A 23,026-nucleotide genomic window follows, 5' to 3' on the forward strand; every position below is an offset into this window, starting at 1 on the left:
GCTGGTTATGGACTTACAATCACGACCGGCCCAACACGGGCATCGGCGGCATCACCCCGAAACAGAAACTCGCACTTGCCGCATAGCCTCTACTCATAGCTCGCGCTAAAAATGGGGGGATTACCCATTAAGCGTAACGGTACGCTGGCAAAAATCGAGAGTGCATATTTAAATTAGTGCGAGAAAAATATTAAGAATGGATGATTCCCGATTAACTTTGTTAACTTAGATAAGCGGATCTATCTGGTTTATTTTTTCTGTGAGGTCTGGGCGTTCGCCGTTGATTTAACCGAAGCAAGTTGTGCTCCACGGACTTCAAAACCAGTCTGATCGACCACTCGCCCCTGACGGTCTAGTAATTGCAATAAGTGCTTACCTGGCCACGGCATCCAGTCATATGACATTGAATTATTCCCCGGAAGAGTTAATTTCTTCCCGTCCAGTTGCCAGCTACCGTTGACCAGGCCGCGTGCAGTAAAGCGAAGTCGCTGTCGTTCGGGAGGAATATCCGGATCGATGGCAACCAGCATACCTTTTGTCGGATAACTGATGGTCGCATTGATCTCATTCGACGTGGCGACAGCGATTTGTGTCTGCTGTGTTCCCTGGATAAAGTATTCTTTACGAGATGCTTCCAATTGCCCGGCATATTGGATTGTTTGTGCAACGACATTCTTGGGCGGCGGCATTCGCTCATTTTGTTTTTGTGAAAAATACGGCGAGTGTAAATACTGCATAAGCTCTTGCCATACCGGAGCAGCACCAGTAACGCCAGAGACATCCCACATCGGTGCACCAGATGCATTACCAACCCAGACACCCACGGTATAGCGCGCAGAATAACCGATGCACCAGTTGTCTCGCATATCTTTCGATGTGCCTGTTTTAACTGCAGTCCAATTTCTGGTGGACAGCGCATTCTCCAGACCAAAAGTAGGAGCACGGGCACTGCGATCCGACAAAATATCGCTGGTGATAAAACTGGCCGCCGGGTCTAATTTTGGAATGAAATTCGTTTTCTCGTCCGACATTACCATTCGTATTGCGCTGTATTGCCCCAGGTTCGCCAGCGTTCTGTAGGCGTTTGTTAACGCCATCAGGCTCACGTCTGCACTACCTAAAGCTAGGCTATATCCATAATAATCACCCGACTCGCGCAAACCGAAACCAAGGTTTTGCAAACGTTCAAAAAATAATCCGGGTGTCACCGTCACCAAGGTGCGAACGGCAGGGATGTTTAATGACGAACCTAGTGCAGTTCGCATACTTACAAGTCCTTTAAAATGCTTATCGTAATTTTGTGGAATATAGAGACCGGATGCGGTAGGCAAATTGACAGCAGAATCGTCAAGAATAGATGCCGCGGTAAGCCAGCGTTTTTCTAATGCAAGCTCATATAAAAAAGGTTTCAAGGTTGATCCTGCCTGACGCAATGCGAGTACGCCGTCGACCTGACTTGCATCCGACAAACTACCGCTGGAGCCAACCCATGCCAGCACATCACCGGTTGCATTATCGAGAATCAGAACGGCACCGTCTTCAATATTACGGTCAACCAGAGCGGATAACTGACGCACCAGTGAATCTTTGGCTAGTTGTTGTAGTCTTGTATCCAGCGTTGACTTGACTACGCGCATTCCCGGCTTCAACAGTTTGCGCGCCAGATGTGGTGCTAGTTGCGGGGCATTGCTTGCAATCGCACTCTCTGATTTCATACCGAGACGTAAAAAATAAAGCTCGGCTTGTCCTGCCAGATTTGTGCAGTATTCTGGTAATTTCTGATCTTTCAAAATACTACAGGCACGCTCAGCGACTTTCGCGGGACTGGCATTGGGCGCCCTGAGTAAAGCGACAGCAATTGCCGCCTCTACTTGATCAAGTCCGCTCGGATGTTTGTCAAACATAACTCTTGATAATGCATGTACACCGACAATCTCACCACGGAACGGCACCAGATTTAGGTAGGCTTCCAGTAGTTGGTCTTTACGCCAGTCGCGCTCCAGCCATTGAGCTACGATCGCTTGATTGATCTTTTGAACGCTTGTTCTTGGACTCGATTTACGGCGCAAATCCTCTTCCAGTAATCCGGCTAATTGCATAGTAATTGTTGAGGCACCACGTGTTTTCGTGTTCCAGAGGTTGCCCCATGCCGCAGCTGCTACCGCATTCCAATCAATACCACTATGCTGATAAAACCGTTTATCTTCTGACGCAATCAGCGCGTTGCGCAACGCACGTGAGATGTCCTCCAGTTTTATCCACGCTAATTTGCGCTCTTTCGGATTAACCCTTAGCTGATGAACAGCCACTCCATTTCTGTCGAGGAGCAGGCTGTCGGACGCCATGAAATCTCGCTGGACTTCTTTGAAGCTGGCAATCGCGCAAGCTGGTGTAGCAATACAGGAAAGCGTTAACGCAAGGAAGAATCCTTTAAAAAACTTCTCTTAAAAAACATTACTTCACGATCAGTACAGGATTTGGATATTCGCCAAACATCTCAGGCGCATACATTGCCTCGACTCTGGTTTGCGGCATCTTGAATTCACCCGCATTATTAAGACGCATCGTATAGCTCAGCGTAAATTTGCCTTTTGGTACGAATTCATAGTAGCCACGGAAAGCCTCAAAACTACGCTCCTCATACGTCAACCATGCCATATTCCAAGAGGGTGTTATTGAATTATCCGCTTTGGCTGTGGCACTAATCAGTGAATCGCGGCCCAAGCCTGAACCCAGCAAACTGGCTCCCGCTGGCACAGGATCCGATACGACCACCCAGGTCATATCGGTCTGTGCATCGATCTCCAGATTGACGCGGATAATATCTCCACGGCTGTATTTACTCTTTTCTTTTTGCTCAACCGGAATCATCGTTTTGCTAATCCGATAGCCACTGCTGAATGGCGCTTTTAACGGGATCGCGGCAAGACTTTGCATGAGTATCCAAGGCTTCCCCTTGCCTTCATGTGTCAGCTTCAATCCATCAGTAGCTTTGGTAGCGGCGGATCCGGCCACTGGCCAGGCTAATTGCAAGTTGCCGCCGCCAGTCGCAGGCCAGCTGAAATTCTGGCTTTGAGAAGCAATCGTTGTTGGCATGGCTTGTTGCCAGCTGGCTTTAGTGATACCTGCCACTTTTTCGCTTTCAAATTTCTTCGCAAATTTTTCTAATGCAAGCGAACCCCATACGTTTGCCGTCGTTGTTCCCCAGTGGCCGCGTATTTGCCGTTGAATTGCGCCGGTCATCAATTTCGGCATATCGTCGCGCCACTCGGCGTTATCTAGCATCACCAGTATCAGACGCGCAGCATTGCTGTCTGCACTGCTCATCAGCCACCACCAGTAATCATCGGCTTCTGTAGAAAAGCCAAGACGGGTACCCTGATAATTGAGTCTCGATCTTAAGACCTGATCGGCCTCCCTGATATACGTGTCACGTTTAGGGATGGCGACAGTTCTTTGTAAGACGGCTAGCCAGTCAATTACCGCGGAGGTAGGCCACAAGTTAGGTGCAATCTGTATCGAGCCTAATAAGCGCGGTTGTATGGTCATGTAGCGTGACATAGCTTCGAGCGCCGCTAATTTTCTGGCATCCAGATCTTTTTTAGGTGACCAGTAATTGCGCGTGATTTTTCCTTCAACAAACGCACTCAGGCCCTGCAACATCTTGTCCCGGCTCGCATCAGGCAGTGCAAATCCTGCCTCGCTGGTGGCGGACAAGAGATAGGCTGTTAAGCTGTCACTGCCCCTGGCTTCTACTTGTTCGGCAGGCGGATAATAATAATAGGCGAGACCATCTTTATCCAGATACGTCGGCAAATCAGCCGTAATACGTTGCCACATTGCCGCGTCTCTTAAACCGATAGCTTTCGACGTTTTTTGCTCCAGACAGGCATAAGGATATTCAGCAAAATACCGGCGTAAACCCTGATTTTCAACTGCCAGATTCGGAATCAAAGAAATCGCCAGCCCACCTCTTCCGGGCAAACTGTCTGCCGGCTGAACAACGGCCATCGTGACAGGTTTGTCTAACTGAAATAAGCTCGCCTGCTGGACCGTAACCAGTACTGCGGCAATAGCACGCTGTGTTATTTTTACGGCGTCTTTCACTCCCGCAGTAACACCAGAAGTTGTCTCCTGAGCTTTAATATCCCACACCAGTGCCTGGGTCTCCGCGTTGCTAAATGCGGTCGCCACGTTGGCATTAGATGCGGGTACTACGACTCGCCAGTTAAGCTCACGTGCCTCCCCTGCGGGGATGTTCAGGTTTTGTTTCTGTAATTCCGTTAGCAATCCTGTGACTGTGGCACTGACATCCACCTGCATTGCTCTCGTCGTCGTATTTCTAACTGTCACCATTGCGCTGAACTGATCGCCCTCGCGCACGAGTGGCGGCAATCCCGAAATTATTTGTAAATCCTGCGTTGAACGTATGCTGGTTGAGCCAGTGCCGAACAGTGAGGTGCCGCTTTGCGCAATCGCTACGACTTTAAAGCTGGTCAGCGCATCATTGAGAGGCACATCAAGTCGCACCATACCATTGGCATCTAGAATTACCGTCGATTTCCAAAGTAATAATGTATCAAACAATTCGCGTGTCGATGACTTGCCACCACCGCCTCCGGCAGCAACCGCCTTACGGCCATAATGTCGTTTTCCTATGACTTGCATTTGCGCTGTCGCGGTCTCGATGCCATAGCTACGGCGTTGTAGTAAAGCGCCAAGCAAATCCCAGCTGGTGTTCGGTTGTAGCTCAAGCAAAGCCTCATCAACGGCGGCTACCGCAATCTCTGCACCAGCTGCTGGCTTGCCGTCAGGACGTGTTACTTGGATGGTGATTTTCGAGGTGCTTCTGATAGGGTACGTTGTTTTGTCGCTGCTGACATTGACCTTTAGCTGATTGCCTGACGTACCTACGGCAATTTCGGCAATACCGTATTTATAGGCGGGTTTCGCCAGATCGACCAAGGCACTTGGTGCCTGGTACTCCCTAAAATCGCTCCACCAATTCAAAGGTTCTTTCCAGCCCCAGGTAAAAAACGAATGCCAGGGAACTTCGCGCATACGCCCCCTCACCGCAAGCACTGAAACAAAGATATTAGGACCATAGCTTGCCTTGATCGGCACGCTGATACTGGGATCACGCCCGTTCAACTGCACCACCATTGTATCGATGACACCTTCACGTTCAATCGCCACTAGTGCCGTCGCGTAACGGAACGGCATACGTACCTGGAATTTGGCAGTTTCTCCTGCCTGATATTGCTTTTTCTCCGGCAAAATATCCATGCGGTCCTGATTCTCTCCCTCGAACCAGGTCTCGTTCTGATCAGATGCCCAAACCGAGGTTTTAGCGCTGGAGATTTTTCCATTGCTATCTTTGGCCTTGACGGTAATTTCTATATTGCCGGATGCTTTCAGATCGGCGTCACAAAAGAACATGCCATGTTCATCCGACTTACCAGAACACAATTCGCCGAGATCTTTATTTGTTTCTGCATTTTCATAGGCATAAAAGCCACCTACCATACGTTTGCGATGAGAGTTGTTTTGCTTATTTATCCCGGATAAAGAAACGGCGACACCTGCCTGGGGCTTGCCGCTGGTATCGAGAGTGACGGCAACCAGACTCATTTTCCTTTTGACAGAGATCCAGGAACCGGTCTTAATACCGACAATGACCGCAGACGACCAGACTGGCGTAATGGCAGAGATAGTCTGAATTTCACCATTCGGATCCGCATACGTCATCTCAGACAATAATTCTTGTGGCTTACTGATATCTGGCAAATTTTTGATGACTGTTTTGCCGCTACCGTTTTTATCTAGCGTCACTGGCAATTTGTTGGCGACAATTTTTTGTTCATCGTCGTTGTCAGCACCGCCGTAAAATGAAAATCCGTCAAAGTTAGGGAAGCTGATCGCTTTGCTGCGCAACAAACTAGTAATCTGTACGGCTAAGCCAGATGCACCACCGCCGTTCAGATAATTGAGCTGCACATCCAAAGGAAGTTCTTTCGGTGCAATTTGTATTTGCTTAGGAGGTGTGATCCGACCTTGGAGCAAAGGCAGGCGAAATTCTTCTACCCGGAAACTGCCGCTCAAGATGGAATTTTGCGCATAACGCCCATCCTCATCCATCTCAGTATTACGCTCGCTTCCCTGATTGGCTTGAATTTCATTAGCAGATTTGATGCTTCCTTTATCCAGCAAAATGTCATAGCGCCCGAGCTTTGCCTGCTTCGGAATCGCAAAAACCGTCTCAGCGGTATTCTGATTACGCCAAGTCAGGGGGAACTGAAACTCCTGATTGCTACCCTGATGAATAATCCGCACGCGATCTGGCAGCAAATCAGGGTTTTGCAATGCAAAACCCTGCATGTTCTCTACCCGAATCACATGTTTCATCGAGACTGTTTCACCGGCACGCAACAAACTGCGATCCAAGATCGTATGCGCTCTGATATTGGCCGCCTTACTAACGTCAGTTGGCAAATTAAATCGATATGATTCAACACCGTTGTTCCAGGAAGACAAGGCAAAGGCGATGTCTTTGCGGCCTTTTTCATCCGTTTTGCGTGCGCTGACAAAGAAACCGTTTAACTTATCAGAACTCCGACTTCCATTACCGCCCTCTCCCATTTCATTGTCGATGCAGGGATCGGAAAAGCTCTCCGGTATCAATACGACGCCGTTTGCACCGGTAATGCCGCGCCAAAGCTCTTTGCCCAAACAATTGGACAGCCGCACATCAGCACCGGCGACGGGCTTTGCATTATCGAGGGTCGTCACCCAGACTGCACCGTTCTCACGACCCAGTTTAATATGCACAGCAAGATTGGTGACCAAGGCACTGGTGCGCACATACATAGGCACTGGCTTGCCAAGTAAGGCACTGCCTAGTTTTTGGGACTCCAATTCAAGCACATAGAATCCGGGATCTTTTAAAGGAATACCGATGACTTCAAATGGTCTGGCAGACGCTGCGTCTTTCACATCCTGAAAAGTCGGCAACTCTATTTTGCGCGCACCCGCTTCACGCGATAGCAAGCCGAGACTGCGAGACTCGATATCTTTTCCATTCAATCTGACCGTAGACTCATGATATTCATTGAGTTTGTTGATCCATCGGATGATGCCGGCATCGTCGTCCAGCTTCAGATTAGCAAGAGTGCCTGGTGACTGCCTGCCATCAGCATTACGCAGTATCAGATTCTTTTCTACATTACGTAAAGTAACTGGCAAAGTCGCATCGGCATTGAGTTCAACAATACCAAACGGCGCTGCAGAAAACTTAGCCAGTGGCGGGTAATCGGCGGTAGAAAAACGAACCGGAAATTGACTAGCATTGCTCAGCGGCCTGCCTGTTTCGTCTTTGAAATCGGATGGCAGGACAATGCTGTACTCAGTCTTTTCAGCAAATGGCGCCGCGAAATCGACTCTTTGTACCATGGGATTTTTTTCGTCACGACTAAAAACCGGCTTAACTGTTCCTTTTGCTGTTTTCAGACTGATTTGTTCTGCCAGCTTGCGGCTGACCGGTGTATTGAAATACAACCCTAATGACTGGATCGGAGTACAAGCCGCATTGGCATTCTCACGCTGGCAACTAAACGTCGCGCTGAATGCCGGACGCACCTGGAACTTATAGGTCTGCTTTTGTGAATTGGGAATACCGTTTGGCGTCAGAATACCTTTATCCCACACCACACGGACTGCGGCATCATTGGGAAAACGTTGCTGACACTGGACAACGCTGATGTGCTCAGGAGTGAAGTCTCCGGCAAATTGTTTGAGCAGATCTGCTCTTATTTTGGCATCGACAAAACGAACTGGCACCCGCTCATGTACACCTTCTATTTCGCAGTACACATGCTTAAGCAAAGTATCGCTGGTTGCCGGACCATTTTGATACAGGATAAAAGCCTGTTCTTCATCAATCCGATCGTATTCATAAGGTTGTGCACGCAATACGGCGGGACCACCGGTTGACAACTGGAATACAGTTTTGCCTGTAATCGCGCTACCGGACAGGGTTTTAAAATCAATTTTGACCTGAAAATTGCATTGTGTGCCTGGCGGCAGATCCTTAGCAAAATCATAGACCCAGTTTTTATCATCAGCCCAGCGACCAGAACCTGACTGGCTGCATTTGACATCGAACGGTGTCGCCGCTTTAGGGTCACCAAAAGCAATCGCCGCTTCAGAAAACGTGACCCGGACCTGGCGAACCTGCGCCACTTCACCTTGCGGGGTAAAGCGGCTGATACTTGCTGCATCGGCATTACCGTTATAAATAAAAGATGTAATCAGTAATGCGCTAAAACCTTTTAGGCTATGCAGCAGATTCATCATTATCTCCAGTCGCCGCGCAACACTTGGACTTTTTCTTGCAAAACAATTGGCGATACTTGATCTGCCGAGAGAGATTCGCCGACCGCCAGTTCAAGTTTTGAAAACGGGCCGCGGCGGAAGGACCGTTCAAACGGATTGCCTTTACCTCGGGTCAGGAAGCTACCCCACAAACCACGCAACGCCATCGGAAAGACAGGTGTAGGAGAACGCTCAAGTATCTTCATAATGCCACCTTTGAATTCGTTCATATCTCCGGTCGTTGTCAGCTTACCTTCGGGGAAAATGCAGACCAGTTCGCCTTCATGCAGTGCCTGAGCGATATCTACATAGGCTTTTTCCATGGTCCACGGATCTTCTTTCGCTGGCGCGATCGGGATCGCTTTCGCTGTTTTAAATACCCAGGACAAAAATGGGATTTTGAAAATACGACGATCCATGACAAAGCGGATCGGCCTTGGGCTAGATCCCATGATCACAATCGCATCCATATAACTCACATGATTACAAACCAAGATGGCTGCACCTTCGGCAGGAATTCGATCTGTATTCACGCCCTTTACCCGATGGATAGTATGAATCAGCAGCCACGCAATAAAGCGCATCAAAAATTCAGGTACCAGACTGAAGATATAAATCGCAACGATGGCATTTAGAATGGCGGTCGCCATAAATATTTCGGGAATCGTAAAGCCTTGCTTCAGCATCAGCATCGCCGCGAGTGAGGCAACCACCATGAACAGTGCATTCATGATGTTCATCCCCGCGATCGTGCGTGACAGATGTTTCGGGTCGCAACGTGTCTGTATCAGTGCAAATAAAGGCACAATATACAAGCCACCAAAAATACCGATCATGACAATGTCAAATAAAATCCGGTGACTGCCTGTCTGATGAAAAAAACCTGCTGCATCAAGAGTCTGCGCAGCACCTGCCACGGCTTCCAGCGCATGGGTATAGGCAACGCTGGATAAGTACAGATCGAAGCCGAACACGGACAAACCTATCGCACCAAAAGGTACCAGACCGATCTCAACCTTATGCCCCGAAAGCCGCTCACACAATAGAGAACCTGCGCCAATCCCGAAAGAAAAAATCGTTAGTAAGAGTACGAAGACGCTATGATCTCCATGCAGGTAATTTTTGGCATATAAGGGAAACTGGGCGAGGACAATAGCGCCATAAAACCAGAACCACGAGTTACCCAGCAAGGATAAAAAAACCGGACGATTCTGCTTGCTGAAGCTGATATTGCGGACTGTTTCGGTTGCTGGATTCCAGTTGATTTTCAGCTCTGGCTCTGGTGCAGGTGAATAGGGAATACGCAAACTCGTGAGCCAGCCAATGATCGCAATCACAATAGTGCCGCCAGCGACAAGTTCGATTCCCCACGGCTTGTGAACGACCAGCATGGCTCCCAGAATCTCTCCTAGCAAGATACCGACGAACGTCCCCATCTCGATCACACCGTTACCGCCGACGAGCTCATCGGTTTTCAGATGCTGTGGCAAATACGCATATTTCACTGGGCCGAACAAAGTCGAATGAATGCCCATGCCTGCTACGGCAGCAATCAGCAGCCACAGGCTATGTGTCATCCAGCCAGTGGCTGCTATGATCATGATGACGATTTCTAACAGTTTGACTTTGCGCGCAACTGTGCCTTTTTCAAACTTATCCGCCAACTGTCCCGATGTCGCAGAGAACAACACGAACGGCAAAATGAACAGGCCTGGTATCAGATTATTCAACAAACCAACATCCAGATTAGTCCATTGCAAGGCATCGTAAGTCAGAATGGTCAGTAGTGCGGTCTTAAAGACATTGTCATTAAATGCGCCGAGAAATTGCGTCCAGAAAAAAGGCGCAAAACGACGTTGCTTTAATAGTGAGAACTGACTTTGTTGGCTCATGGGCGGAAATCATCCAGGTAAGTTATGTATTGGTCAGCGACCTCAATGCTTCGCCTTCCATTGAAACAATTATAATTTAGACACGGGTAACCAATGTAGAAAATCTTACATTGGGGCGTAAGTATTGCTGCCCGCTTATTTGACGCAGTGTGCCGCTGATTGACGCTAATTGACTATCGCTGAAAGAACAGGATGGCATCACGTACTGGCAGAACCTCACAACCAGCGTTTTTTGCTTCTGACAAGGCGTAGCGTAATTGTGGCGGTGTTGTACCCCAAGGTCCCGGTATTTCATCAACCTCGTGCGAGTAAAAAATTAACCAGCCACCTTCTCGTGCAGTTTGATCGATTAATTGCTTTATTTTTTCCAGGCTAGTCTTGTCTGCATATAAAGCCTGCGCACGTAAAGCGGCCAAATCTGCCTTACCAATTTGCGTCCCGCCACCAGTAATGCGGTTGTAAGCAAAGCGTTGTGAGGCAGCCAGTTTGCTACCGAGATCGTAGGCGCCAAACGGAAAAGCAAAGCCGCTGTTGGGGATGTTATTTTGGGTAAAAAAATCCTGATTTTTTTCCCAGTCCAGCTTTAAGTCTTTGATGGTATGTGTCACACAATTAGTGTGTGAAAATGTATGACAGCCAATCTCATGGCCATCTTCGGCCAAAGTTTGTAAGTCCTCGACGCTGTGACATTGATGTCCCTGTTCCAGGCCGTCTGTCAGTCCGCCACAGACAAAAAAAGTCCCGCGCGCACCAAATTCCTCCAGCAAGTCTTTCCCGACGATGCAGGCACTGGTCGGCACATCATCAAACGTAAAGCTGACCACCCCTCGACCTTGCTTCAAAGGCAGCCAAGCACAGCCTAAGTGCCTGGAAAGACGGCGACTGATTTTTTTCAGTAAAGTCATAGTTCACCTATCGTCATAAAATCGATCAACGCAGTGCATCGGAGTTACTCAGAGAATGCTGATACCGTTTTAAGCCCATCTTGGCAGCACTGCCAGGCAGATTTTCGTAGGTATATTCCAGGCCAATCTTAATAATCGCTTGTCGTAATCCTGGCAGACTTCCTTCTCGTGTCAGTCGCTCTGCGACGCTATCGATATTGAATTTCAAGCCGCGGTCTATTTCATAACTCATACCGAAACCCACCCTGAGCTCGCGTTCTTTTCGGGATATTTCATTTTGAAATTCAGCCAGTCTGGGTACCAGCTTCTGATCACTGTCTTGCAACATGCCAGAAAAATTCAATTGCGTCTTATCCGACACTTTCCATTGCGCATCAAGTCGTGCTGCTTTAGCGATAACATAAAGGATAGACGGGTCCACAATCGTGAACGGCCGGTTCCACAACTGCATATCCAGTCTTAACTTAGGCGAATAAAAATACGTTGCTCTGACCAGAGTAGAAAAAAGAGTCGTATCCAGTTCATGCAAGTTTTCGTAGCGTCGGCGTATAAGTCCTAGATGAGCGCTGGCAACAGTCTTGACACTATATTTCCATTCCGCTTCTAAAAACGCCTCTGTCTCACGATAATGTTTATCAAGATCGGCAAGCTGCTGTTGGTCACGGTTAGGATAATTCGTTTCAGACATGCGCAGACCCGCCTCTATATTCGATCCTGTCGGAGAATAATAACGAACGCTAGCCTGCTGACCTTGCTGATGAAAGTTATAGAGTTGATTCACGCCAAGCTCATAGCGCAACGAGGAGCGGTCTGCTTTGACTGGTATCGTTAACTCATCAGTGATCTTGAGTGTGAGCTCTGCACCTTGCTGACCGTAATGCGAGATATCTTTATCGGTAAGCGAGCCGTTGATATATTGAAATAAGCGATCTTCTTTGCCCGCATTAATACGCCCGCTCACCACGTCGCCGATCGCATATTCAAATGTCGCGTCTCCCGCTTTGGTTTGATGATTCAGACCCTGATAATGCTGGTAACTTCGCTTACCCAGATCACCGGTAAGAATCAAACGGGTACGATCCGATAAGACTGGGATAATCGCCCCTGCACGAACATCAATTCCGCGGACTTTGTCCGAGGTATCGACATTGCCATTTTGCGCCGTCGCCGCATTGCCGTCATAAAAACGTAAGGGATTGCTGTCACTGGTTAAGGACGTCTCTAATTGCAATACCAGCTCAGAACTTGCCCATGCCGACGCCGAGCCTGCACTCGCCAATAGACCCAAGAACATCATTGCTTTCACTCGTATAGAAACAAGGAGCAGTGATACATGCGTCATCGTCATTGACGGAGGCAATGAACAAGGATATTTGACTGCAACAGAAGTAAGCTTTCTCATCACACAGATTAGACAGACATAATGCAATCAACAATAAGGTAAAAATGAAACTACACTAAGACAACATTAAGACGATGAAGCGGCTTGTAAACCATGTTCAGATAAACGTAAGACACGGTCGCAACGTTGCGCCAGTTCAGCATCATGCGTCACAATCACAAATGCTGTCCCCAGAGTGCGCGACAATTCCAGCATCAATTCAAAAATTTGCTGGGCAGTAGCTCGGTCCAGATTGCCCGTAGGTTCATCCGCCAGTACACAAGCTGGCTGCGTGACGAGGGCTCTGGCTAATGCAACACGCTGCCGCTCACCGCCAGATAATTCACCTGGCACATGGGTAATTCTATGCTCCAGCCCTACTCGTGCCAGAACCGCTTTGGCAGCGGCATGAGCGTCAGTACGGCTCACACGACGTATCAGCAAAGGCATTGCAACGTTTTCGAGTGCAGAAAATTCAGGCAGTAAATGATGGAACTGATACACAAAGCCCAGCGAGGCATTACGTACGTCGCCACGCATTTTTTCGCTCATGCTGGCAAAATTTTGCCCCAGCAATGTGACATCACCCGTGGTCGGCGTATCCAGCCCGCCCAGCAGGTGTAGCAGCGTTGATTTACCCGACCCCGAAGCGCCGATAATCGCAACCCGCTCGCCTTTGTTCACGCTGAAATTAACATTACTCAGTACTTTGACCGAGTAATCTCCCTGGGTAAAAGTTTTACTCAGATTACTACACGACAGTATCATGCTGGACGCCTGGGAATTAGTAGCGGTGTGGGAAGTCTGATTACTCATAACGCAAGGCCTCCGCGGGTTTGACGCGGGCACCACGCCAGCTAGGATAGATTGTCGCGACAAACGCCAGGACTACGGCAACACCACCGATCGTCCACACATCTGACCACTGTAAATCCGAAGGCAAGGTACTGATGACATACACCTCTTTAGACAAAAATTGTACGCCCAGTACATGCTCAATAAAAGGCACGATGATGTCGATGTTATGAGCAATCAAAATACCTGAACCGACACCAATTGCGGTACCGAGCAAGCCAACCAATGCGCCTTGTATCATAAAAATTTTCATGATCGACCACGGAGAAGCACCAAGCGTACGCAAAATGGCAATGTCGGCCTGCTTGTCCGTCACCGTCATCACCAGCGTAGAGACCAGATTGAATGCGGCAACAGCGATGATCAGGGTCAAAATAATGAACATCATGGTTTTTTCGGTTTTGACCGCAGCAAAATAATTGCGATTCTGTTGTGACCAGTCTCGTATCAGTAAATTACCGGTCAGCGTACGGGACAAGTCTAATGCGACTTGCGGTGCTTTTAGCATATCGGCGATACGGAGCCGGAGTCCCGATGGCGCAGATAATCTGAAAAATTTCTCAGCGTCGTTCATCTGGATAAATGCCATGCCAGAATCGTACTCAAAATGCCCTGCTTCAAAAATGCCGACCACAGTAAATGCTTTCAGACGGGGTACCATGCCTGCCGGGGTTAGCTGCCCTTCCGGTGCCGCCAGACTTACCTTGTCGCCCAGACTCGCATGCAAAGCCCGCGCCAGTTCTGAGCCTAGTACAATACCGAATTCGCCCGGTTTTAAATCGCTCAGTTTACCGGCTTTGATTTTTGTCGCTACTTCAGAAACCTTGGGCTCTTCTTCCGGTAAGATGCCGCGCAAAATGACACCCCGCATGACGTCATCTCGAATGATCATGGCCTGTGCATCGACGTAAGGTGCAGTGCCTTTAATTGCCTTGTTTCGCAGCACCTCTTGTGCGGTGGCTTGCCAATCCGGTAAAGCGCCTGTCGCATCGAACACCTCGACATGAGCAAGGACCGACAGCATACGGTCACGAACTTCTTTTTGGAACCCGTTCATCACCGAAAGGACGACGATCAGCGCTGCAACGCCGAGTGCGATTCCCGCCATCGAGATCATCGAAATAAAAGAAATAAAACTATTACGCCCGCTACGTTTCCCGGCGCGGGTATAACGCAAACCGACTAGCCATTCAAAAGGTATGTTTTTCACTAGTTAATTTTATTTGGTCAGACAAATTGAGAAAAATGAGCACCAATCCCGATAAATTCAGACTGAGTCTGAGCTAACAGTCAGCCTGAAATGAGACCAACGGAAGACCAGGCTCAGACCAACATTCATACGAAGATTCAGAACAGCGTGCATCTTGCCATACAATGATGCTATGAGCTATTTAGAAATTATTTTACCCTTCGCGATTCCGCCTGCTCCCTTAGCCAGGGATTTGCAACGAGAATTAACCGTCCCTGTCTACAGTAGCTTGATAGGAAAAGCGACTATCGGCACAACCAAGGTATTTGAAGACTTTTCCAGGCGACTCCCGCATGAGACGGTGCTCGCAGGGCATTTTGCCATGGAAAGCCGCACAGATACTGCGGGAGGCCTTTTGAATTTGCAAGAGATTGTAAGCAATCAACCGGATAATCAACGCAGCAGTCCCAAAGACACGCACAACAAAATGGGCGCCCTGGGTTTGACGGTAGATCAGGGACTCTGGTTCACGCTACATCCAGTACATATCCATATCGCACGTGATCATCTGGTATTAACCGATCACCGGCGCCTGATGCTACCGGAGTCAGATGCCCGCCTTCTTTTCAGGGACGCCGAACTGATTTGCGCTGAGTTGGGTAAAACATTGATATATGGCGATGCGCAACATTGGTTTTTGCGCGCAGATGACTGGCAGGACATGTGCACGGCGACTCCTGATGCCGCTTGCGGTCACAATGTAGACATCTGGATGCCAAAGGGAACGCAAGAACGCGCTTGGCGTAAGTTGCAAAATGAAATCCAGATGCAATGGCATAGCCATCCCGTCAATGAAGAGCGTGAGAGCCAGGGGCATAAATCAGTTAATTCCGTCTGGCTGTCAGGCGGCAGCACGCAAGCAATGACGCTACCGACCATAACAGACGGGCCTGCTCATTTTAAAGAGAGCGCACCAGACAAGAATCAACGGATTATTCTCGATCATTTACTCGAACCAGCTCTTAATAGTGACTGGGCAGAATGGCTGACGCAGATGCACATATTGGAACAGGCCTGGTTTGCCCCTGCTGCTGCCGCTTTGCGTTCCAGGGAGCTGGATCGACTGGTTTTGACAGTCAGCGATGCCAGCTTATTGACCCAATTCTCTGTGACACCATGGTCACTAAAAAAATTCTGGCGTAAAAATTCTCTACAGCCCCTATTCGCACTCCCGATCAGCTCCACAGCAAAGACAGCATGACACGCATCAGCACACGCCCCTATTCATTCCGTGATTCCGAAATGCTGCGCCAGAGTGGCATTCACCCGGTGCTGGCACGCCTGTATGCCGCGCGCGGCGTCAAGGATGCCTCAGAATTACGTAGTGAATTGCCGCAATTGATTGCACCGGATCAGTTACTGCACGTCCGGCAAGCCGCCATTTATCTCGCCGATGCCATCGCCGCCGGCAAAAAAATGTGTATCGTCGCCGACTATGACTGCGATGGCGCTACCGCGTGCGCAGTCGGTCTGCGCGGTCTGCGCATGATGGGTGCTCAGGTGGATTACATTGTGCCTGACAGACAAATTCACGGCTATGGTTTAACGCCAGAAATCGTTATCCTGACCCGTCAGGAAAAATCTCCGGATATCATCGTCACGGTCGATAACGGCATTGCCAGCATTGACGGCGTTGCCGCGGCGAATGCGCTAGGGATTGCCGTCGTTGTCACAGACCATCACTTACCCGCCGACACATTGCCTGAGGCAGCGGTGATCGTTAATCCGAATCAGCCAGGATGTGGATTCCCCAGTAAAAATCTGGCTGGCGTTGGCGTGATGTTTTATACCTTACTGGCACTTCGCGCCGAGTTACGTCAGCGTGGCGTATTTGATCAGCAAAACCAGCCTAAACTCGACGCTCTGCTGGATCTGGTCGCACTCGGTACCGTCGCCGATGTGGTCAAACTCGATGCAAATAACAGAATTCTGGTTGCTCAAGGCATTAAGCGCATGCGTGCAGGTCGCATGCATCCCGGTATTGCCGCGTTATTCCGTGTGGCGGGACGCGAGCCGCAGCAGGCAAGTCCGTTCGATCTCGGTTTTGCCCTAGGCCCCAGAATCAATGCCGCTGGTCGCCTATCAGATATGTCCCTAGGAATTGAATGCCTGACCACGGATGACGAAGGCCGCGCCTGGCATATTGCCCAAGAACTCAATAGCATCAACGCAGACCGTAAAGATATCGAGCGCGAGATGCAGGATGTCGCCCTGCTCCATCTCGATGATTTTCAACCGGCTGCCAGCAACACGATTACAGTATTTGACGAAAGCTGGCATCAGGGCGTCATCGGCATTGTCGCTTCGCGCCTTAAAGATAAATTTTATCGCCCCACCATTACATTTGCTCCTGGCGACGACGGCATTATTAAAGGTTCAGGCAGATCGATCCCGGGTTTTCATCTGCGCGACGCATTAGATCTGGTGTCCAAACACGCGCCAAACCTAATCATGAAATTTGGCGGTCATGCAATGGCTGCCGGTTTGACGCTGCGAGCAGAGAATTTTGACGCTTTTCAAAAAGCTTTTGAAGCGGTTGCGCAGAGCTGGCTTCAGGCAGATCAGTTAGAGCGTATTGTAGAAACAGACGGTCCGCTGGAAGACGCGTATTTCAGTACCGATTTCATTAATTTGATGGATGCGCAAGTATGGGGGCAAGGGTTCGCACCACCGATTTTTTGTGATGACTTTAAATTGATATCCCAGCGGATTTTAAAAGAACGCCATCTGAAAATGGAACTGGAGAAAAACGGCAAACGTTATGATGCCATCTGGTTTGGTCATACAGACAGCCTGCCAGAGCGCATCAGCGTTGCATTTCGACTAGATGCGAATACCTACAACGGGGTTACCCGTGTGCAGCTCCTGGTCGAGCATATTGAGTAAGTTATTTACGCTATCTATTACGAAACTAAGAAGCCGTCAGCAATCGCTGTTGTAAGGCTGGCTTTGCATAATCGATAAAAGCTCGTAGCTTGAGCGGCAGCATTCCCTGTCCGGCATGAACAAGATTTACTGGCCATGTTGTTGTATCAAAATCATCCAACACAACCTGCAAGCTCCCTTGGCGCTTCGCCTCTTCAATTTGATACGACAATACCCGCGTTAAGCCGACGCCGGCTATTGCCGCATCAATAGCCGCCTCTGCTGTATTCACTGTCAATCGAGAGTGAATAACGATACCTATCTCAGATTTATTTTTTGAGAAAACCCAGTTACGGCCAGACATTAAGGAGTCAAAAGTAATACAGTCGTGGTCACGCAATTGCTCTGGTATCAAAGGACTACCATGTTGAGCTAGATAAACGGGACTTGCACAAACCTCGGGCCGAATTTCGCCCAGTTTGTATGCGACCCACTCACTGTCAGGGAGGTTTCCTATTCTCAATGCAAGATCAACATGATCCTCAAGTAAATGCATTGTACGATCTGCCAATATCAGTCGAATATCGATTTCCGGATAACGTTGAAGGAAATCAGTAATCACTGGCAAGACATGCAGGCGACCAAATACGACTGGCGCCGTAATAACCAGTTCACCTTTTGGCGTAATATACTCCCCTGCAGCCAAACGTTCCGCAGCACCAATCTCCTCTAGAATTCGACGACAGGCGACAAGATAAATTTGGCCGGCCTCTGTCAAAGTGAGCTTGCGGGTAGAGCGTAAAAGTAAACGCGCATTCAAATGCGACTCCAGATCGCTGACCTTGCGACTGACAGTTGCCAAAGGCATCCCTAAATTCCTCGAGGCACCAGAAAAACTACCTGCATCGACAACGGCAATCAACACTGCCATTGCTTCTAGCCTGTCACTCATACCTCACCTCATTTCTGGATGCAGTTAATTTCATTTTTTGAGATTAACATTCTAAAAATAGCCTAATTATCTTATTAAATGATAGTTGCTAAAGTGTGTTCTGTCATCCCGACGTTCACTTTTGAAAGAAATTATCATGTCCTTACTCCCTATCCCCTCATCTATTGAAACCGCTCCTGCAGCATCGCAAGCAATGCTGCAAGCAGTTCAGAAACAATTAGGTGTGGTTCCGAATTTATTTCGTCTGGTTTCGACCAGTCCAGCGGCATTAGAAGGTTACCTTGGATTATCTGGTGCATTAAGCAAAGGCAATTTGCCAGCCAGAACCAGAGAGCGAATTGCTTTGGCTGTCGCCGAAGTTAATCAATGCGGTTATTGCTTATCGGTACACAGCTATTTGGCAAAAAATATGTCGAAATTGGAGGATGCTGAGATCATTGCCAATCGTCGCGGATATTCACTTGATAACAAAGCCGGTGCGGCAGTCAAATTTGCTGTTCAAGTCACATTGCAACGAGGCCATCTCAATGAAACTGCACTAAAAGCAGTCAAAGATGCTGGTTATGACGACGCGCAAATAATCGAAATAGTTTTACACGTTGCGCTCAATACCTGGACTAATTACATCAATTCAGTTGCTAAAACCGATATTGATTTCCCTCTTGCACCAGCACTTTAATTGTTTGCGCTCTTGCAAATGTTTGATCTGTCATTGTGGCAACACCTTGCAACAATGACGGAGACACTTATCCAGCCAACTTTCGCACGGAGTTTGCAATGAATCATCCCGTATTACCACCCTTTACTCTAGAAACCGCAACACAGAAAGTCAGAATGGCTGAGGATGCCTGGAATTCTCGTGATCCATCAAAGGTTGCACAAACTTATAGCGTCGATACCCGGTGGCGTAACCGCACAGAGTTTATAAATGGCAGAGCCCAAATAGAAGCGTTCTTGACACGTAAATGGCTGTATGAACGTGAGTATCGGCTGACTAAAGAGCTGTGGGCGTATGGCGAATTCCGAATCGCGGTACGGTTTGCCTATGAATGGCTTGATCCAGACGGTCAATGGATGCGCAGTTACGGTAATGAGAACTGGGAATTTGATCATGACGGTTTGATCAAATTACGTATCGCCAGCATCAACGACTTGAAGATTAATAGCTCACAACGCTTATTCCATTGGACGCTAGGACGCAGGCCAGACGACACCTCCTCTCTAACTGCGTTAGGACTATAAACATGCACAGTGAAAACCAGCCCATTAGTAACATTGCGTTCACGTCAACAGTAAAAGCAATACAACAACGTAATGGCTCACGCCAAGCTTATGCTCGCATGGAGAGTGGCAGCGGGTGGTCATCCAACATTACCGATGAAATCAAGTCATTCATAGAGGCTCAGACTAGTATTTTTCTTGCCACGAATAATGCCGATGGGCAGCCGTATATACAACATCGTGGTGGCCCAGAAGGCTTTCTACAGGTATTGGACGAACACACTATCGGTTTTGCCGATTTTGCTGGAAACAGGCAATACATAACGCAAGGGAATTTATCCGACAATCAAAAAGCTTTCTTATTTTTAATCGATTATCGCCAACAACAAAGAATTAAACTATGGGGTGAAGCGCGCATGATCGAAGATCATCCGGCACTTCTTGCAAGCTTGACTCCTGCTGGATATAAGGCACGTGCAGAACGTGTATTTTTATTTTCAGTGAAAGCATGGGACGCCAATTGCCATCAGCATATTCCAATACGTTTTGACGCCGCCGATGTTCATGAGGCGCTAAAGGAACGTGATCAACGGATAAAAATGCTAGAACGGGAAATTCACCGATTAAAAAACATTTAATAAATTAGAGATACGACTCACTGCATTTGGCTGGCAAACCTTATTTGGCGAGAATCAAGCTATTTGCTAGCCCAAGACGGGGCATGCGCCGAAATATACTCATTGCCTCATTGCCTCATTGCCTCATTGCCTCATTGCCTCATTGCCTCATTGCCTCATTGCCTCATTGCCGGGACGGGCATCCTGAATGTAAGAACGCAGGACGAGGATGCCAGTTGGGTTCCCAGCTTTGGCATTCGCAGCAAAAACGTTCAACACAAAAAAAATAGATTACAAAACTATCGAATTCCAAGAAATACCCAGAAAATTCAAGGTGTTAGCACATAAAACCGCCATTTCAGGTACAATCGCGCCCATGAAAACCGTGCCAAAAAATCTCTTCTCCTTTCCCCGTTTCCGCCCTGATGTTGGCGGTGCGAAGGCCGCTCCATTTTTACCGATGTCGCGTGCGGAAATGGATGCCTTGGGCTGGGATAGCTGTGACGTGATTCTAGTGACTGGTGATGCCTATATCGACCATCCAAGTTTTGGCATGGCGCTGGTTGGACGTTTGCTGGAGCAACAAGGTTTTCGCGTGGGGATTATTAGTCAGCCAGACTGGCAATCTGCTGATGCATTCCGCGTCTTGGGTAAGCCAAATCTGTACTTTGGCATTACTGCCGGCAATATGGATTCGATGGTGAATCGCTACACGGCAGATCGTAAGATCCGCTCCGAGGATGCATACACCCCTGATGGCGACCCAAACAAGCGCCCCGACCGTGCAGTCGTCGTGTATTCACAGCGCGTGCGCGAAGCCTTCCCTGGTGTGAGTGTCGTGATTGGCAGTATCGAGGCAAGTTTGCGACGGATTGCGCATTACGATTATTGGTCGGACAAAGTAAAACGTTCAGTATTGCCAGACTCAAAGGCAGATATTCTCTTATTCGGTAATGCCGAGCGCGCTTTGGTCGATTTGACGCATCGTCTTGCGGCAGGTGAGTCCATCAAAGAAATCCGTGATCTGCGCGGTACTGCATTCATGGTACCTCGTGGCTGGATGCCCTCCCCGGACTGGACAGAAATCAATTCAACCCGCGTAGATACACCGGGCAAAATAGAAGCGCATCCCGACCCATATTACATGGCACCGGAAAATGCCTCGTCTTGCGAAACCAAAATTGCCGACAAAACATCCGGTCAAGTAACAGAAACAGCGCCTCCCCAGGACGTCGTGCAGGCGCAAGCCATACGCATCATGAGCCGCGAAGAACGGCAAGCCATGCTGCAAGAAAAGCTGCACAAGACAGCGATTCGCCTGCCTTCCTATGAATCGGTATCAGAAGATCCGGTCATGTACGCTCATGCCTCTCGCGTTTTCCATCTGGAAGCTAATCCCGGAAATGCAAAATCGCTGATACAAGCACATGGCGACCGCGATGTCTGGCTGAATCCGCCACCGCTGCCTCTGGCAATGGATGAGATGGACGGCGTATTTGATCGCGCTTACGCACGTGCACCACATCCTAGCTATGGCAAAGCACGTATCCCCGCTTGGGAAATGATCCGTTTTTCCATTAACATCATGCGCGGCTGCTTCGGCGGTTGTACCTTCTGCTCAATCACCGAACATGAGGGCAGGATTATCCAGAGTCGCTCTGAGCCTTCCATCTTGCGCGAAATTGAAGAAATTCGCGATAAGACAAAAGGCTTTACGGGCACGATTTCCGACATGGGCGGACCGACCGCCAACATGTACCGTCTGGCTTGCAAAGATAAAAAAATCGAAGAATCCTGCCGTCGCTTGTCCTGCGTTTACCCTGGCATCTGCAGCAATCTCGGGACGGACCACAGCAAACTGATTTCGCTTTACCGTAAGGCGCGTGCAGTTCCTGGCGTGAAAAAAATATTAATCAGCTCTGGCCTGCGATATGACCTTGCTGTACGGTCGCCAGAGTATGTGAAAGAACTGGTCACCCATCACGTTGGTGGCTTGCTAAAGATCGCACCAGAACATACCGAAGCCAATACTTTGTCAAAAATGATGAAGCCCGGCATCGGTGCCTACGATGAATTCAAGGCGATGTTCCAGAAATATTCAAAAGAAGCAGGTAAAGAACAATACTTGATTCCTTATTTCATCGCGGCTCATCCAGGTACCACGGACGAGGATATGGTCAATCTGGCGCTATGGTTGAAGAAAAACGATTTCAAATTGGATCAGGTACAGACCTTTATGCCGACACCTATGGCGCTGGCAACCACGATGTACCACACGCGCAAAAATCCTTTGAAAAAGATCGACGAAAATTCGGAGATAGTAGAAACCGCACGCTCCGGAAAAATTCGTAAATTCCATAAAGCGCTGTTACGTTATCAGGCACCGGAAAATTGGGAAATCGTTAAAGAAGGCTTGTTGCGCATGGGGCGCGGAGACTTAATTGGCAGTAGCGAACGTCATTTAATTCCACCTCGCGCACCGGTCGTTCCCGTCGTCGACAAAGGCATTAACAATGGTCGTCGCGTAGCGGCACCTAAAATGAATACCTTTGGCAAAAATGCCGTTGGACGTGCCACGCCGGGAAAACCTGTTGCCAGCTCGCCAGCGAGCGCACGTCCTGCACTGGCATTCCGCTCAGCCAAGGCAAAACCGGCAACTAGCAAGACCGGTCGCAAGTAAATTACGGCTAGCACAACGAACATCGAATAAGTCGCCCAA

At 48.7% G+C, this 23,026-nt stretch carries 14 protein-coding genes; 6 read left to right on the plus strand and 8 right to left on the minus strand.

Going from position 1 to position 23,026, the window contains the following annotated elements; translation table 11 throughout:
- Positions 1-248 precede the first annotated feature (248 nt).
- The 7 genes from pbpC to ACO0LE_RS18465 form a co-directional block, all read right to left on the minus strand.
- On the minus strand, positions 249-2,345 hold the full coding sequence (gene pbpC / locus ACO0LE_RS18435; RefSeq protein WP_422961797.1) for a penicillin-binding protein 1C: 2,097 nt from the start codon (positions 2,343-2,345) through the stop codon (positions 249-251).
- Positions 2,346-2,454: 109 nt separating this feature from the next.
- Complete coding sequence (locus tag ACO0LE_RS18440; protein ID WP_422961798.1) at positions 2,455-8,352, minus strand: alpha-2-macroglobulin family protein; 5,898 nt, start codon at positions 8,350-8,352, stop codon at positions 2,455-2,457.
- Positions 8,352-10,262: an MFS transporter gene (locus tag ACO0LE_RS18445; protein ID WP_422961799.1), complete on the minus strand. Its 1,911-nt coding sequence runs from the start codon at positions 10,260-10,262 to the stop codon at positions 8,352-8,354. Before ACO0LE_RS18445 ends, ACO0LE_RS18440 begins: the two co-directional genes overlap by 1 nt.
- Before the next feature lie 173 nt (positions 10,263-10,435).
- Positions 10,436-11,167: a polysaccharide deacetylase family protein gene (locus ACO0LE_RS18450; RefSeq protein WP_422961800.1), complete on the minus strand. Its 732-nt coding sequence runs from the start codon at positions 11,165-11,167 to the stop codon at positions 10,436-10,438.
- Positions 11,168-11,192: 25 nt separating this feature from the next.
- On the minus strand, positions 11,193-12,464 hold the full coding sequence (locus ACO0LE_RS18455; RefSeq protein WP_422961801.1) for a hypothetical protein: 1,272 nt from the start codon (positions 12,462-12,464) through the stop codon (positions 11,193-11,195).
- A 171-nt stretch (positions 12,465-12,635) separates the two neighbouring features.
- The gene (gene lolD, locus ACO0LE_RS18460; RefSeq protein WP_422961802.1) at positions 12,636-13,364 is read right to left on the minus strand and encodes a lipoprotein-releasing ABC transporter ATP-binding protein LolD; all 729 of its coding nucleotides are present in this window, start codon (positions 13,362-13,364) and stop codon (positions 12,636-12,638) included.
- Entirely contained in the window at positions 13,357-14,613 is a 1,257-nt protein-coding gene (locus tag ACO0LE_RS18465) for a lipoprotein-releasing ABC transporter permease subunit (protein ID WP_422961803.1), read from the minus strand. The genes lolD and ACO0LE_RS18465 overlap by 8 nt, the downstream gene beginning before the upstream one ends.
- Positions 14,614-14,785: 172 nt before the next feature.
- On the opposite strand from ACO0LE_RS18465, the gene ACO0LE_RS18470 reads away from it, so the two are divergent.
- Both ACO0LE_RS18470 and recJ read left to right on the plus strand, forming a co-directional pair.
- The gene (locus ACO0LE_RS18470) at positions 14,786-15,853 is read left to right on the plus strand and encodes a hypothetical protein (protein WP_422961804.1); all 1,068 of its coding nucleotides are present in this window, start codon (positions 14,786-14,788) and stop codon (positions 15,851-15,853) included.
- A complete protein-coding gene (recJ, locus tag ACO0LE_RS18475) occupies positions 15,850-17,538 on the plus strand; it encodes a single-stranded-DNA-specific exonuclease RecJ (protein WP_422961805.1) in 1,689 nt (562 codons plus the stop codon). The genes ACO0LE_RS18470 and recJ overlap by 4 nt, the downstream gene beginning before the upstream one ends.
- A gap of 25 nt (positions 17,539-17,563) precedes the next feature.
- Here the strand turns inward: recJ and ACO0LE_RS18480 are convergent, their stop codons facing one another.
- Entirely contained in the window at positions 17,564-18,469 is a 906-nt protein-coding gene (locus ACO0LE_RS18480) for a LysR family transcriptional regulator (RefSeq protein ID WP_422961806.1), read from the minus strand.
- A gap of 136 nt (positions 18,470-18,605) precedes the next feature.
- Here ACO0LE_RS18480 and ACO0LE_RS18485 point away from each other — a divergent pair, with 136 nt between their 5' ends.
- The 4 genes from ACO0LE_RS18485 (at position 18,606) to ACO0LE_RS18500 (ending at position 22,987) form a co-directional block, all read left to right on the plus strand.
- Positions 18,606-19,148 carry a carboxymuconolactone decarboxylase family protein gene (locus tag ACO0LE_RS18485; RefSeq protein WP_422961807.1) on the plus strand — a complete coding sequence of 181 codons (543 nt, stop codon included), beginning with the start codon at positions 18,606-18,608 and terminating at the stop codon, positions 19,146-19,148.
- A gap of 98 nt (positions 19,149-19,246) precedes the next feature.
- A complete protein-coding gene (locus ACO0LE_RS18490; RefSeq protein WP_422961808.1) occupies positions 19,247-19,711 on the plus strand; it encodes a DUF1348 family protein in 465 nt (154 codons plus the stop codon).
- Positions 19,712-19,713: 2 nt separating this feature from the next.
- Entirely contained in the window at positions 19,714-20,328 is a 615-nt protein-coding gene (locus ACO0LE_RS18495; RefSeq protein ID WP_422961809.1) for a pyridoxamine 5'-phosphate oxidase family protein, read from the plus strand.
- Between the two features lie 439 nt (positions 20,329-20,767).
- Complete coding sequence (locus tag ACO0LE_RS18500) at positions 20,768-22,987, plus strand: YgiQ family radical SAM protein (RefSeq protein WP_422961823.1); 2,220 nt, start codon at positions 20,768-20,770, stop codon at positions 22,985-22,987.
- Positions 22,988-23,026: the final 39 nt, after the last annotated feature.

The organism is Undibacterium sp. Xuan67W, from assembly GCF_049340165.1.
GTDB lineage: Bacteria > Pseudomonadota > Gammaproteobacteria > Burkholderiales > Burkholderiaceae_D > Undibacterium.